Below are 13512 nucleotides of genomic sequence, written 5' to 3'. Positions count from 1 at the left end.
TGCACCGGTAACAAGGCTAGCCGCCGTCAGGCGCTGCCGGATCCTCCGGCTCCATATCGTCCTCTTCCGGAAGCTCGTCTTCCGTCATCGCCGGGTCTTCGGGCATTGCCTCGCCAACATCCTCTTCGAGCATATCGGGCGGCGGCATGCCGATATCGTCTACCGGGTCTTCGACGACCGGATCGACGAGTTCGGGCGCCGCATCGAGCGTATCTTCCTCCGCTGTGTCGGCCGTCTCCTGAGCCGGTCCGCACGCGGCGAGCAATAGGCCGAAACTGGCCGGCCAAATCAAATATCGCATGGTATCTATCCTTGAAATGCGCCGCCGGGAGATGGAGCCCGGCGGCGCCTAGGGTGGTCAGGGCCTAGCCCGCTATTGAGGATCGTCCGGCTGGCCGTCGCCATCCTGATCGAAGACATCGGGTCGGCCATCACCGTCCATGTCCCAGCTATCGGCCCGGCCATCGCCGCGCTGATCCCAGGCGTCCGGCGTACCATCGCCATCCGTGTCGATCGTGGGTTCGGGGATCGCCTGTTCTTCGGGCGGCATCGGCTCGCCTTCCGACTGTGCGACCGCCGGGGTGGAGAGAATGGCACCAGCAAAAGCTGCGGCGCCTAACATAGTGAATTTACGCATGTTCAGGTCCTTACTCTATGTCCCCGCCTCTCTAAGCATCGTGGCTTTTCCGCTACGGCATAGGGACTTGGAGACGGACGGACCGGAAAACAGGACGGGCGCGATATCGGGCGCGACCCATCCCGCGCGCGCTTCGATCCGTCTCTGACTCTCTTGGACCCGGGATATGTTCGGCGGTCGAAAATCCCGTTTCCCGCGAGACGATGCCGCTTGCGAGTCGCCCCTCCGCCCGCTTATGTCTGTCGGACAGCATAGGATCGCAGCCAGAGGACATTGCGCGCATGAAAAAGATCGAAGCGATCATCAAACCGTTCAAGCTCGACGAAGTGAAGGAAGCGCTGCACGATGTCGGCGTAACCGGCATGACCGTTACCGAGGCGAAAGGCTTCGGCCGCCAGAAAGGCCATACCGAACTGTATCGCGGCGCCGAATATATCGTCGACTTTCTGCCCAAGGTGAAACTGGAAGCCGTGGTCGATGACGGGCTCGCCGATCGCGTCGTCGAGGCGATCCAGAATGCCGCCCAGACCGGCCGAATCGGCGACGGCAAGATATTCGTATCGACCATCGATCGCGCGATTCGCATCCGCACCGGAGAACAGGATTCCGACGCCGTCTAGCGGTTTATAGCGCAGTGCAAAAAAATTTTGTGCAGATGCGAAGAATAGTATAGGTTTGTTTCTCTGATTCCCAGCGAGAGGAAGGCAAAGTTCCATGACGACCACCGCCAAAGATATTATCAAACGCATCGAGGAAGAAGAGATCGAATGGATCGATCTCAGATTCACCGATCCGAAGGGCAAATGGCAGCATCTGCAAATGTGCTCCGGTGTCATGGACGAAGACGCTCTCGAAGACGGCCTGATGTTCGACGGCTCGTCGATCGCCGGCTGGAAAGCGATCAACGAATCCGACATGATCCTGCGGCCCGATCTCGACGCGGTCTATGAGGACCCCTTCTCCGCCACGCCGATGCTCGCGGTATGCTGCGACATCGTCGAACCCGGCACCGGCGAACTCTATGGCCGGGATCCGCGCTCGACCGCAAAACGCGCCGAAGCTTTCGTGAAGGCATCGGGCGTCGGCGACACCGTCTATGTCGGCCCGGAAGCCGAATTTTTCATGTTCGACGATGTGCGCTTCGAAGACGGCTATGACACCAGCTATTTCAAGATCGACGATATCGAGCTGCCGACCAATTCGGGCCGCGAATATGAGATGGGTAATATGGCCCACCGTCCGCGCGCCAAGGGCGGCTATTTCCCCGTGCCGCCGGTCGACAGCGCCATGGATATCCGCGCCGAGATGGTCTCGACGATGATGGAAATGGGCCTGCCCATGGACAAGCATCATCACGAGGTCGGCGCGGCGCAGCATGAACTCGGCCTCACCTTCGGCTCGCTCGTCGAGACGGCGGATCGCATGCAGGTCTATAAATATGTCGTGCACATGGTCGCCCAGGCCTATGGCAAGACGGCGACCTTCATGCCCAAGCCGATCAAGGAAGATAACGGTTCGGGCATGCATACGCATATGTCGATCTGGGATGGCGACAAGCCGCTCTTCGCCGGCGACGGCTATGCGGGGCTCAGCGAAACCTGCCTCTATTATATCGGCGGCGTGATCAAGCACGCCCGCGCGCTCAACGCCTTCACCAACCCGACGACGAACAGCTACAAGCGCCTCGTCCCGGGCTATGAAGCACCGGTGCTGCTCGCCTATTCGAGCCGCAACCGCTCGGCCTCCTGCCGCATTCCGTACGGCACGGGCGACAAGGCGAAGCGCGTCGAGTTCCGTTTCCCCGACGCGACGGCCAATCCCTATCTCTGCTACTCGGCGCTGCTGATGGCGGGCCTCGACGGAATCGAAAACCGTATCCATCCGGGCGACGCGATGGACAAGAATCTCTACGATCTGCCCCCGGCGGAACTCGAAGGCGTACCGACCGTCTGCGGCTCGCTCCGCGAAGCGCTCGAAGCGCTCGAAGAGGATCACGACTTCCTGACCAAGGGCGACGTCTTCTCGGTCGACCAGATCGAAGGCTATGCCGAGCTCAAATGGGAAGAGAATGACCGCTGGGAAACGACCCCCAGCCCGGTCGAGTTCGACATGTATTATTCGGCCTGATCACCGAACCAATATGCGAAAGGGCTCGGTGGCGACACCGGGCCCTTTTTCTTTTCCGTGTTCTGATCGCTCGAAATTGGCGGCCCGGCGCGGTTTGCGTTGAACCAGCGCCTCCCTTCCCCTATCTTCGTTGCAAAGACGAACCCAAAATCATCGAATCATAGGAGCGGACTGCCATGCACAGCTATCTCAAGCATTATATCAACGGCGAATGGGTGGAGAGCGATGGCGGCACACGCCATGAGGTAATCAACCCGGCCACCGAAGAACCGTGTACGGAAATCACGCTCGGCAGCCAGGCCGATACGGACAAGGCCGTCGCGGCCGCCAAGGAAGCGTTCAAGACCTTCTCCCAGACCAGTGTCGAAGAACGCATCGCGATGCTCGAGCGGATCGCCGAAGAATATAAGAAGCGGATTCCCGACATAGCCAATGTGATGGCCGACGAGATGGGCTGCCCAATCGCCATCGGCAATGCGGCCCAAGGCCCGGCGGGCCTCGGCCATATCGCCAAGGCCGCCGAAGTGCTGAAAGAGTTCGAATGGGAAGAGCAGCTCGGCCCGGCGCGCGTCGTGCATGAGCCGATCGGCGTTGTCGCGATGATCACGCCGTGGAACTGGCCGCTGAACCAGATCACCGCCAAGGTCGCCCCGGCGCTCGCCGCGGGCAATACGATGGTGCTGAAGCCGTCCGAGGAAACGCCAGGCTCAGCCGCCATCTTCGCCGAGATCATGGATGCCGCGGGCGTGCCGGCTGGCGTGTTCAACCTGGTCCAGGGCGACGGCCCGGGCGTCGGCACGATGCTGACCAAGCATGACGATGTCGACATGGTGAGCTTCACCGGCTCGACCCGCGCCGGCATCATCATCGCCAAGAACGCCGCCGACACCGTCAAGCGCGTGCACCAGGAGCTGGGCGGCAAGACGCCGAACATCGTACTCGAAGGCGCGGACCTTTCCGAAGCCGTGCCGAACGGCCTGCAGGGCGTCATCATCAATTCCGGCCAGAGCTGCATCGCGCCGACGCGGATGCTCGTTCATGAATCTCAATATGACGAGGCCGTGCAGATCGCCAAGGGCGTGATGGAAAGCGTGCCGGTCGGCGATCCCAAGGAGATGGGCGGCCATATCGGCCCCGTCGTTAATGCCGCGCAGTATGAAAAAATTCAGGGCCTTATCCAGAAAGGCATGGATGAGGGCGGCAAGGTCGAAACCGGCGGCACGGGCCGTCCGGATGGCGTCAATCAGGGCTTCTACGTCAAACCGACCGTCTTCTCGGACATCACGAGCGACATGACGATCGCACGCGAAGAGATTTTCGGGCCCGTTGTCACGCTGATCAAATATGAGAATGACGACGAGGCGGTCGAGATCGCCAACGACACCGATTACGGCCTCTCGGCCTGTGTCTACGGCCCGGCCGAGGAAGCCAAGAAGTTCACGGGCAAGCTCCGCGCCGGTCTCGTCGGCGTCAATAACTGGGGCCCGATCCCCGACGCGCCGTTTGGCGGCTACAAACAGTCGGGCAATGGCCGCGAAATGGGCAAATATGGCCTGCGCGAATTCATGGAAGTGAAGACGATTATCGGCGAACCCGCCTGATCGGGCGCATCTATCTCAATCGTTAGAAGGGCGGCGGGAGCAATCCTGTCGCCCTTTTTTCTTTCGTCATCCCAGCGAAAGCTGGGATCTCTGGCGGTTTGGCACAGCGTTTGCGGCCTGAGATTCCAGCCTCCGCTGGAATGACGACGCATGGTCAGTCGGTCGGCTCGCGCTCCTTCATGCGAGCCGCCGCTCTCTCCGCAACCTCCCAGCGCGCTTCTTCGATATCAGCCAGCCGCGCAGTCAGCATGGCGACCAGCTCTTCGGACTCGCGGCTCGGATGGCCGCCGTCGAAGGGCGGATCGGGGTCATATTCGATACCGAGCTGGATCAGCCGCGCGACAGGCTCGCCATAGACTTCAGCGACCAGCGAGAGCGCCATATCGATACCCGCTGACACGCCTGCCCCGGTAATCCGGTTGCGGTCGATCACCACGCGCTCGCTGACGGGCTCCGCGCCGAACAGTTTAAGCTGGTCGATCCAGTGCCAATGGCTGGTTGCGCGATAACCATCGAGCAGCCCCGCCGCGGCCAAAACCAGCGAGCCAGTGCAGACTGACGTGACATATTTCGCGCCTTCGGCTTGCTGCCGCAGCCAGCCTAGCACCTCGTCATCTTCCATCAGCGCGGCCTGACCGAAGCCGCCGGGCACGAACAGCAAATCGGCCTGAGGCGCATCGGTAAGGCTGGCGCTTGGCACGATCATCAGACCGTTCACGTCGCACACCGGCTCAGTGTCTTTCCAGACGAGATCGATCTCGGCATCGGGCAGCGCGGCGAACACCTCAAACGGCCCGGTAAAATCGAGCTGGGTCATATTGGGGTAGAGCAGAATAACGATCTTCATGGGCGTCTCCCTGATTGTGCGGTGATGCCCAGGCGAGCGGCTGTCTGAGGTCCGCACTTCCCGATGGTCACCCATCTCGAATCACCAGTCAAGCGGACAGGCCGATCATAACAGCGCTGCGCTCAATAATCCCGGCTGATCTGGATATCGCCACCGACGCGGCCGACGGTGCTGATGCTGGAGAGCAGTGAGAGCCAGCGCGTGATCCGGAATTCGGTTTCCGTCGCCGAATAGCCCTGTCCGTCCGTGATCACCTCGACAAACAATCGCCGTGTCACATAGAAGCCGGCTGCCACGGCCGTGCCGCGATCTTCGGCGGGATCGGCCGGCAGGATGCGCAGCCGATCAAGCCCGATCGCATCGCGCACAGCGTTGATCGGATTGAGGCCGTTACCCCCGCCCTGCAATGACGCGAGCGCTACGCCGAGCTGAATGGCTTCGGGCGCCGACAGATCGGTAATGGACGTCCCGAACAACAGGCGGCTCAGCAATTCGCTCTGTTCGAGCGCGGGAACGCTGGTGAAGGTGATCTCGGGACTGAAGCCCGTACCGCCGATATTGATCGTAGCCTCCAGACCCTCAACATCCGCCTCGGCGACAATGTCGAGCACGGGATCGACAGGCTGGTTGCCATAGAATTCGATCCGGCCACGTTCGAGTTCGAACCGCCTGCCGGCGAATTGATAGCCGCCCCGGATGAGGTTCATCTGACCGAGTATCTGGAACTCGGTGAGCGGCCCGCGCACATCGATATCCGCGTCCCATTCGCTGTCCAGCCCCAGGCCCCTCGCCATGAAGCGGTTGCGCGCGTTCACATCGATATCAAGCGTCCAATCGATCGGTTCGGCCCGGGGGTCGGGATCGTCGATCCGCCGGTTGACCTCGACGACGTTCAATTGCGGGACAACGATGGAAGGAGCGGCTTGGCCCAGCATGAACTCACCGCGGACCATCTCGAATTCGCCGCTGATCGTGCCGACAGGCCGGGCCGCGGCGGTGCCGATTGCCGTGCCCGCGGGTACTTGGAGCTGGATACGGAGCGGGCCAGTGACCTGGGCGGAGATATCGTCGCGGCGCAGCAGCCAGGCCTCATCCGCTCGCAAATCGATGTCCATGCCGAAGCCCGTGGCGAGGCCCAGGTCGAACGCGGCCCGGCCCGATACCGTGCCGCCGCCCGGCGTCGTGCCGGAAAGCTCGGCAAATTCGAGACGCGCATTGCGGAAGGTGCCGGTAGTCGTCACCCCTTCGACGACCGTCCCCGTCAGCGCACTTTCGAGACGCGCATTTTCGGTTTCCAGCGCGCCCGTGATGCGCGGCGTTTCGAGCGTGCCCTTGATATCCATTCGCGCAAGCAACGGGCCGGACAGGCTGAACAGCTCGTTACCCGTTAGCTGCCAGAGCGTCTCCGATGGTCCGTTATAGCGCAGTTCGGCAAGCAGCGGCGCGGTAGCCAGCAGGTCGCCGAAATTGCCGGCGCCCGCGATCGGATCGATCCGCGACTGGAAGCGCAGGATTTCCTCGCCATCGCTTTCCATGATCGCGCGGGTCGCCAGCCGCTCATCCTCAACGCGCACGTTGAGGCCGAAATTAACTGGCCGCGGCCGGAGCGCAAAACCCTCTCGGGTCAGGCTGCGGATGCGGAGCTCCGCATTGGCCGTCGGTACGACTTCGTCAGCCGTCTGGCGATAGCGCAGCGTGCCGGTCGCCATGCCGCCGAGGCCGGTCTCGGGATAGAAGATATCGACCACCGAAAGCGGGATGCTGTCCAGCGTAGTCTCGACCTCGGTAACCGGACCGCCGAAGCGCGCCGCCACGGTCGCGCCGCCGCCAGCATAGCCGATCGTGCTTTCGGGGACGACCCAGCCCTCTTCCTCCTTGCGCAGGACGAGCGGCGTGAGGGTAATCGGTTCGTCGCGGAACGATCCTCCACCTTCGACGGTAATGAGGCCCGGTGCGATCTGCGCGACCGCTTCAAAGTCGAAATCGCGGCCGCGGGCGCCGCCGACATCGAAATCGGCCTCGCCATAGCCATTGTCGATTTGGACCGCCGCGCCGAACCGCGCGAGGGAAATGCCGCGCCTGCGAAAGCCGGTCAGCTCCACGCCAGCCTGTAGCGTGGGTGCCTCGCGCAGCGGACGCCAGCGCAGATCGAGAAGCGCCCGCCGCATCGTCGCGTCGATTTCGCCGCCCAGCCGGGCATTTTCCGCATCGATATCGACGACGACCAGCTGCTCGCCGCCGTCCATCGTCAGTTCTATATCGCCGGTGACGCCCGGACCTTCGAGATCGAGCACGCCGATAATGCCGCCATCGCGAAAAGCGAAGCGTCCTTCGGTCCGCGTGTCGGCAACCAGCAACTCGCCCACATTGACCCCCGCCGGCGCATCGGCGGGCAGCAGGAGCTGACCAACCGATGTAAACGGCCCGGCCATCGAGTTGCCACGCGCCATATAGGAATAGCCATTCGCATTCGGATCGAGCACGGCATCGACATTGGCGATACCCGCCGCAGGAACCGGACTGGCCAGCGTAAGTTCGACGCGCGGCCGTGATGGCTCGCCCCGGGCGGTCAGCGTCACCGGCCCATATTGCGTCTGCTCCCCCGACCCCGCGACCGAAAGCTGGCCATCGCCGTCGAGATAGCCGGAGCCGTCGAACCGCAAGGCCGGCGCGCGGACCTGCATGTTCGAAAAGCTGAAACGGCCGTCCGGCCCATAAGCGATCGCCGTGTCGACCGTCGTCGCGCCGCCGGCTAGCGATTGGAAGAAATCGTTGTCGAGCGTGGGTGTTACGGCACGCGCTTGCCCAGCAATCTGAAAGCCGCCGCCGGGCGCGGGCTGAACCTCTACCCGCGTGCGAATGTCGAAAACACCAAGGCCTGGCAGCGCGAAGCGATCGATAGCGCCATCCCATCCGGCGGCATAATCGCCGCTCGCCAGATCGTAGACGATGGACGCGTCGCCCCGGACACGATCGGACCGCAACCGCAGATCGTCGCCGACAATCTGATCGGCGGTAATCAGCAAGTCGCCGTCGAGCGCGACGTTGCGGACGATCTCAGAGAATGTATCGGGAAGTCCGGTGATCGCGCTCGCCGTTGCACCGACTGGCAATACGAACGGCGGTTCGCCCCAGCGCCCCTCCCCGGCCACGCGCAAATTTTCGAACCCGGTCGTCGCGATAGATGCGCGCGGCGCGGTCAGTTGATAACGGAACCGCGCGCCGTCGAACGGACCGTCCAGACCCAAGTTCATGCGAACATCGGTGCCGCGCATATCGGTGACGAGCGCCGATGGATCGAGCAGCCGGATATCGGCGACGAACCCGTCGAACGCGTTTTCCGCCAGATCGAGCGTCCCCCGCCCCTCGATCAGGGCCGCCGCAGAGCGGATATCGAAATCGCCGGCAAGGCGCCGGTCTTCCAGCGTCGCCCGCGCGGTCAGATTCAGTTCCGGCGCGGTGAGTCGCTGGACGATGCCCGGATCGAACAGCGCGGCCGAGCGCATGACGCCGCCGAGCAGGAAATCGCCGTCGCGCGCTTCGAGATTGAGATCAATCACCCGGGCATCGCCGCTATCGACCTGGGCGCGGCCGTCCCAGCGCTGCCATGTTCCGCTGCCCGCGATATCGACGGCCAGCGACCGTTCGATCCCCGTCAGCCCGGCGAGAATGCCATCTTCCGGCGCATAAAGCTGCATATCGACATCGAAGACGTCGCCATCGGGCTCGGCATCGAGCAGGAGTTCCAGCCGCTCGCCGCCATCCAAAGCATTCGCCCGCGCTTCGATCTGCGCGCGCCCCAGTTGAATATTCGCATTGGCGGCGAGCGAGATATGCTGGCGCTCCCCCGCGATCGCCTCCTCGAAACGGAACCGCTCGATAGCCAGATTGCCCAGATAGATGTCGAAATCGGGCAGGATGGGCTGCTCTTCTTCCGGCGGAATCAGCGCCGGGGCGCGGTGGAGGATGACAAGGTCCGATATCAGGCTGCGAATGTGCAGCTCATTATCGAACGGATACATAAGCGGCTGCCAGTCTACCTCCAGCTCCGGCGCTTCAAAGAAGAGGCCGTCGGGATCGTAGAGCCGCAAATCGGATATCGTCATCTGGCCGTAGATCGATCCGTCGATCCGCCCGATCCGTATGCGCAGACCGTTCGCCGGTTCCAGCGCCTCGATCCGGTCGATGATGAACCTGCGACCGGGCGGCGTATCGAGCGCGAATATCGTAACGATCAGCAGCGCCAATATACCGGTGAAACCGAGCAGCACCCACCGGGTTATCTGGCGGCGGCGCGGTGTTGCCGAAATGAAATCGACATCCTCTTGCCCCTTCTCGACAACCGTCTCCGCCATCAGAAAGCCTGACCGAGCGAGATGTAAATGGCGATGACGGGATCGCCGGGCTGCGGGTTGATCGGCGTGCCGACGTCGAGCCGGATCGGCCCGAAACTGCTATAATAGCGCACACCGAGACCGGCGCCGAAACGCAGATCGCTGAAGTCCGGATAGAGATCGGTATAGATCGCGCCGGCGTCGATAAACGGCACGATGCCGAAACTGCCGAACCGGTAGCGCGCCTCCAGCGCCAGCTCGACTAGGCTGCGCCCGCCGATCGGATCGTTATTCGCATCACGCGGCCCGATCGATTGATAGCCATAGCCGCGCACCGATCCGCCGCCGCCCGCATAGAAACGCCGCGAGGGCGCGATATTGTTGGTCGATGCGCCGGGAATTGCCCCGAGGCGGACGCGGCCCGCCAGTACCGTCGAATCCATCAATTGCAGATAGACGCTGCCGTCGATCTGCACGCGCGCATAGGCGAAGGTGCCATCCTGCAGCGAGAGCTCGGGCGAAACGAAGGCGGACAGCCGGAAACCATCGGTCGGATTGAGGAGGTCCGTCGTGCCGTCATAGCCGAGGCTCAGCGGAATTGCGCCGATGAGAAAGGTCTCGCGCGCACGCAGTCCGGCCATGCCGACGACATCGCGCTCGTCGGATGCGATCAGTTCGAGGCCAGCCGACCAGACCCATCTTTTCTGCCAGAGCTGATTGGATATCCGCTCGATCCCGAATGTCAGGCCCGCCGTGCGCGCATCAAACGCGTCGCGGTTCGTGTTGCCGGCGAACAGTTGAGCGGTGAGGACTTGGTCGCGCGCGAGAAAATTGCTGCGCCGGAAGCTCGCGCTTGCGAACTGTTCGTCGGTGCCGAGTATCCCCCGCAATCTGATGGCGCCCTCGGGCCGGATCAGGTTGCGATGTTCCCAGCCGACTTCGACGCGGGCGCCCTCACCCGTGCTATAGCCGAGCTGGCCCGAAATCGTGCGCGGCGGGGCTGGTTGCATTGCTACGGCGAGATCGACCAGCAACGGGTCCGCATTCTCGACCGGCGTCAGCTCTACCCGCGATACCAGACCGGTCTGGATCAGCGCGCGGCGCAAATCCTCCACCATCATGGTCGAATAGAGTTCGCCGGGTTCGAACCGGGCGATTGTCGCGACATGATCGGCGCCGAAAATCTCGTCTTCGCCTTCGGTCACGCGGATTTCGCCATAGTTGCGCTCGCCGCCCGTTTCGACCGGCACTGTCAACGACGCGACGCGGTTCGCATGATCGATAACGACTCGCTCCTCGCTGACTTCGGCGAAGGGATAGCCGCGATTGCCCAGTTCCGCCGCCAGATTGGTTTCGGCGGCCGTTACCGCGGTGGCGTCGACCGGATCGTCGACCTCCACCGGGAACTGCGCGCGCAGTTCGTCCGTCCGCTCGCCCGCCGCCGCGAGACCGGGCAGCTCAACGCTGTCGAACCGGTAAAGCGGCCCCGCATCGATCTCGAAGACGACCTCGATCCGCTCCCCGCCAGCTTCGCCGGACACTATGGCAGCAACGCCAGCGTCGTAATAGCCGTGCGAGCGCAGCAGTTCGTTGAGCAGATCACGATCGATATCCGCGCGGCGATTGATCTGCGCGACGACGGCCGTGTCGCCATCATTCTCTTTCAGCACGGAGAGCGCGTCGAACTGCGAGCGGATTTCGTCGGCTGCATCGAGGTTATCGATACCGCGTAGGGTGACGGAATAGCGCTGTTCGGTACCGATCGCCGCGGCCGCGCGGCTGCTCGCGGTTTCGGTGTCGGCGACTTCGGACATGTCGGGCCATGCGACGCCGAAATCGGTCATCTCGGTCATCGGCGCCGAAGCGCGAAACTCGTCGCTGCTCTCCAGCGGTTCGAGCTCTTGCGTGGAAAGGGATTCGACCTCGTCCGCCACGTCTTCGGCAATTTCATCGGACGCGGACTGCGCATGGAGTGCGCACGGTGTCCCCAGCGCGCCAAGCAGGAAAAGGGAACAGATACACGCCCTGCCCGATTTAGTCGCGGCCGTCATGGAGCGGCTCGTAGCGCGAAACCCCGGTATGCGCCAATCAAATTGCGCTGAAATTCAACGGCGTGGCGGATGAACCGCACACCGTATCAGTGGCGCGTGGCCTCGTTCTCAGCACTGTCCATCCAATCGACGAGCCGCTCGATCTGGCGCCAGCGGCAGAAATGCACGACATTGCCCTTTTCCCGGCTGCGCGACGCGCGCGCCGCCGCTTCCATGCCCGCATGCGCGCCGAACTCGGCGATAAGGTCAGCGGCATCGAACACAGCCTGACGGTCTTCGAGGTAAAAATTCTCGTACATATGGTGCATATCCTGGAGCGATCACGGGCGCGTATGAGCATCTGCCATTAGGCGAAAAGCCTTTCATATATCGCGCAAAAACAGAGTGAAGATTGGATTAGCCATAGGAACAGGTGACAGAGCCGGGTCGCGCTGCCATAGGGCGGTCATGAATGACAACAGCCGGGAAAACCGCCTCGGCGGCGGAATATTTGTCGCAATCGGACCATTGGCGGGGCTCGGTATCGGTTTCCTTATCGGCGAGCCGGCAATGGGGATAATCGGCGGAATCGTTGCCGGTGCGCTGGCCGCAACGGCGGTTTGGGCGCTGAACCGTTAGGCCCTAGGCAAGCCGCCGCCCCGCCCAGACCACGCGCCCGATCACCTCAAGCGAATCCGGATCGCAATCGGGCCAGTCCGGATAGCCATCATTGTCGCTCTTGATCGTGAAGCGGCGGTTCGCCGGGTTCATGGCGATACGCTTCACCATCAGCGCATTGTCCACGCGCAGCACATAGATGCCATCGCGCAACCGGTCCGCGCCATCGTCACCACTCACCAAAATCTCATCGCCGTCCGACAGGGTCGGCTCCATCGAATCGCCGGACACGGTGATGATCGAGAGCCGGGCCGGGTCGCCACCCGCCAACCGGCGCAGCCAGCGCTCGGGAAAAGCGATGCGCGACAGCTCTTCCTCTTCGCCGGTCAGCGCGCCGGGGCCCGCCGACGCGTTCACGGCATAGTGGCTGACAGCGACCATCTTGCCCGCTGCGCTATCGTCCGAAAAAGGATTTTTCCTTGACGCCTTGCCCGTCGGCGCGCCGAGCAGCTGTTCGTCGATGCCGTAATATTCGGCGAGAATGCGCCGATCTTCCTCGGCAAGCCGCCGCGGCGTGCCACGTTTGATAAATTGCTGGATATAGGCCGCATTTCGGCCGATAAGCCGGGATAGCGCGGCATAATCGTCGCCCCGCTCGCGCGCCAGACGCTCCAACACCTGTTGGGGATTATCTCCATCCATATTGGCACAATAGCAATAGGATTATTCCTAGACAAGTAGGAAATTACCTTTGAGATAGGAAAAAGCTTATCGGTGATTCGCCGGTCAGCATCAAGTTTCAAAGGAGAAAAGGATGAGCCTGCTGATCGAAATCGACCGTTTCTTGCGCAAGACCGATATGCCGCCGACCCGCTTCGGCCGCGAAGCCGTCAACGATCCGCGCCTGGTGTTCGATATCAGGCGGGGGCGCGAATGCGGGGCCAAGGTTCGCGCGCGCATTCTCGCCTATATCGCGGCCCAGATGCAGGCGCGCTCATGACGCGTCCGGTGCTGATTTTCGGGCTGGCCGCACTCGTCCGCGCCCTCGCCGTGCGGGCAGGCGACAGGCCCGTCGTCGACACCATTAGCGCCAAGCCTTGGTCGAGCATCACCTTTACGGGCATGCGGCATCGCTTCGCATTGACGTTCGCGGGAGAGCATGCGGCGGATACCGTCAACCGGCTTTCGCAGAATCTCGACTATGCCGAATTCGATCTCGGACGGTGTATTCTCGTCGATATCGCAATCGTCGAAAGCGATATCGACGACGATCAGGCACGCATCGAGCTCGAAGCGCTGATCCTCGCCAACGACTGAT

At 62.5% G+C, this 13512-nt stretch carries 13 protein-coding genes and 1 riboswitch; of the genes, 6 read left to right on the top strand and 7 right to left on the bottom strand.

The window, feature by feature from the left end:
- Positions 1–16 precede the first annotated feature (16 nt).
- A complete protein-coding gene (locus tag Q0974_RS05570; protein WP_299323596.1) occupies positions 17–301 on the bottom strand; it encodes a hypothetical protein in 285 nt (94 codons plus the stop codon).
- A 72-nt stretch (positions 302–373) separates the two neighbouring features.
- The gene (locus Q0974_RS05565) at positions 374–637 is read right to left on the bottom strand and encodes a hypothetical protein (protein ID WP_299323594.1); all 264 of its coding nucleotides are present in this window, start codon (positions 635–637) and stop codon (positions 374–376) included.
- Between the two features lie 281 nt (positions 638–918).
- On the opposite strand from Q0974_RS05565, the gene Q0974_RS05560 reads away from it, so the two are divergent.
- The 3 genes from Q0974_RS05560 (at position 919) to Q0974_RS05550 (ending at position 4365) form a co-directional block, all read left to right on the top strand.
- On the top strand, positions 919–1257 hold the full coding sequence (locus Q0974_RS05560) for a P-II family nitrogen regulator (RefSeq protein ID WP_299323591.1): 339 nt from the start codon (positions 919–921) through the stop codon (positions 1255–1257).
- A 94-nt stretch (positions 1258–1351) separates the two neighbouring features.
- Positions 1352–2764, top strand: a complete 1413-nt coding sequence (gene glnA, locus Q0974_RS05555; protein ID WP_299323589.1) for a type I glutamate--ammonia ligase — start codon at positions 1352–1354, stop codon at positions 2762–2764.
- A gap of 176 nt (positions 2765–2940) precedes the next feature.
- Positions 2941–4365: an aldehyde dehydrogenase family protein gene (locus tag Q0974_RS05550; RefSeq protein WP_299323586.1), complete on the top strand. Its 1425-nt coding sequence runs from the start codon at positions 2941–2943 to the stop codon at positions 4363–4365.
- 154 nt (positions 4366–4519) lie between these two features.
- Here the strand turns inward: Q0974_RS05550 and Q0974_RS05545 are convergent, their stop codons facing one another.
- The 4 genes from Q0974_RS05545 to Q0974_RS05530 all read right to left on the bottom strand — a co-directional run bounded on the left by Q0974_RS05545 (position 4520) and on the right by Q0974_RS05530 (position 11896).
- The gene (locus Q0974_RS05545; RefSeq protein WP_299323584.1) at positions 4520–5212 is read right to left on the bottom strand and encodes a DJ-1/PfpI family protein; all 693 of its coding nucleotides are present in this window, start codon (positions 5210–5212) and stop codon (positions 4520–4522) included.
- Between the two features lie 19 nt (positions 5213–5231).
- Positions 5232–5314: riboswitch (ZMP/ZTP riboswitch) on the bottom strand.
- Positions 5315–5334: 20 nt separating this feature from the next.
- Positions 5335–9567, bottom strand: coding sequence for a translocation/assembly module TamB domain-containing protein (locus tag Q0974_RS05540; protein ID WP_299323581.1), 4233 nt, complete (start codon positions 9565–9567; stop codon positions 5335–5337).
- Complete coding sequence (locus Q0974_RS05535; RefSeq protein WP_299323579.1) at positions 9567–11597, bottom strand: BamA/TamA family outer membrane protein; 2031 nt, start codon at positions 11595–11597, stop codon at positions 9567–9569. Before Q0974_RS05535 ends, Q0974_RS05540 begins: the two co-directional genes overlap by 1 nt.
- 86 nt (positions 11598–11683) lie before the next feature.
- Positions 11684–11896: a hypothetical protein gene (locus Q0974_RS05530; RefSeq protein WP_299323577.1), complete on the bottom strand. Its 213-nt coding sequence runs from the start codon at positions 11894–11896 to the stop codon at positions 11684–11686.
- Between the two features lie 148 nt (positions 11897–12044).
- Here Q0974_RS05530 and Q0974_RS05525 point away from each other — a divergent pair, with 148 nt between their 5' ends.
- A complete protein-coding gene (locus Q0974_RS05525; protein WP_299323576.1) occupies positions 12045–12215 on the top strand; it encodes a hypothetical protein in 171 nt (56 codons plus the stop codon).
- A 3-nt stretch (positions 12216–12218) separates the two neighbouring features.
- Here Q0974_RS05525 and Q0974_RS05520 read toward each other — a convergent pair whose 3' ends face one another.
- A complete protein-coding gene (locus tag Q0974_RS05520; protein ID WP_299323574.1) occupies positions 12219–12896 on the bottom strand; it encodes a S24 family peptidase in 678 nt (225 codons plus the stop codon).
- 112 nt (positions 12897–13008) lie between these two features.
- Here Q0974_RS05520 and Q0974_RS05515 point away from each other — a divergent pair, with 112 nt between their 5' ends.
- Both Q0974_RS05515 and Q0974_RS05510 read left to right on the top strand, forming a co-directional pair.
- Entirely contained in the window at positions 13009–13194 is a 186-nt protein-coding gene (locus tag Q0974_RS05515; RefSeq protein WP_299323573.1) for a hypothetical protein, read from the top strand.
- Entirely contained in the window at positions 13191–13511 is a 321-nt protein-coding gene (locus Q0974_RS05510) for a hypothetical protein (protein ID WP_299323571.1), read from the top strand. The genes Q0974_RS05515 and Q0974_RS05510 overlap by 4 nt, the downstream gene beginning before the upstream one ends.
- Position 13512 lies beyond the last annotated feature (1 nt).

Source organism: Parasphingopyxis sp. (genome assembly GCF_028279465.1).
Taxonomy (GTDB): Bacteria; Pseudomonadota; Alphaproteobacteria; order Sphingomonadales; family Sphingomonadaceae; genus Parasphingopyxis.
The sequence above is the reverse complement of the archived record's forward strand: the minus strand, read 5'-3'. Positions and strand labels throughout refer to the sequence as shown.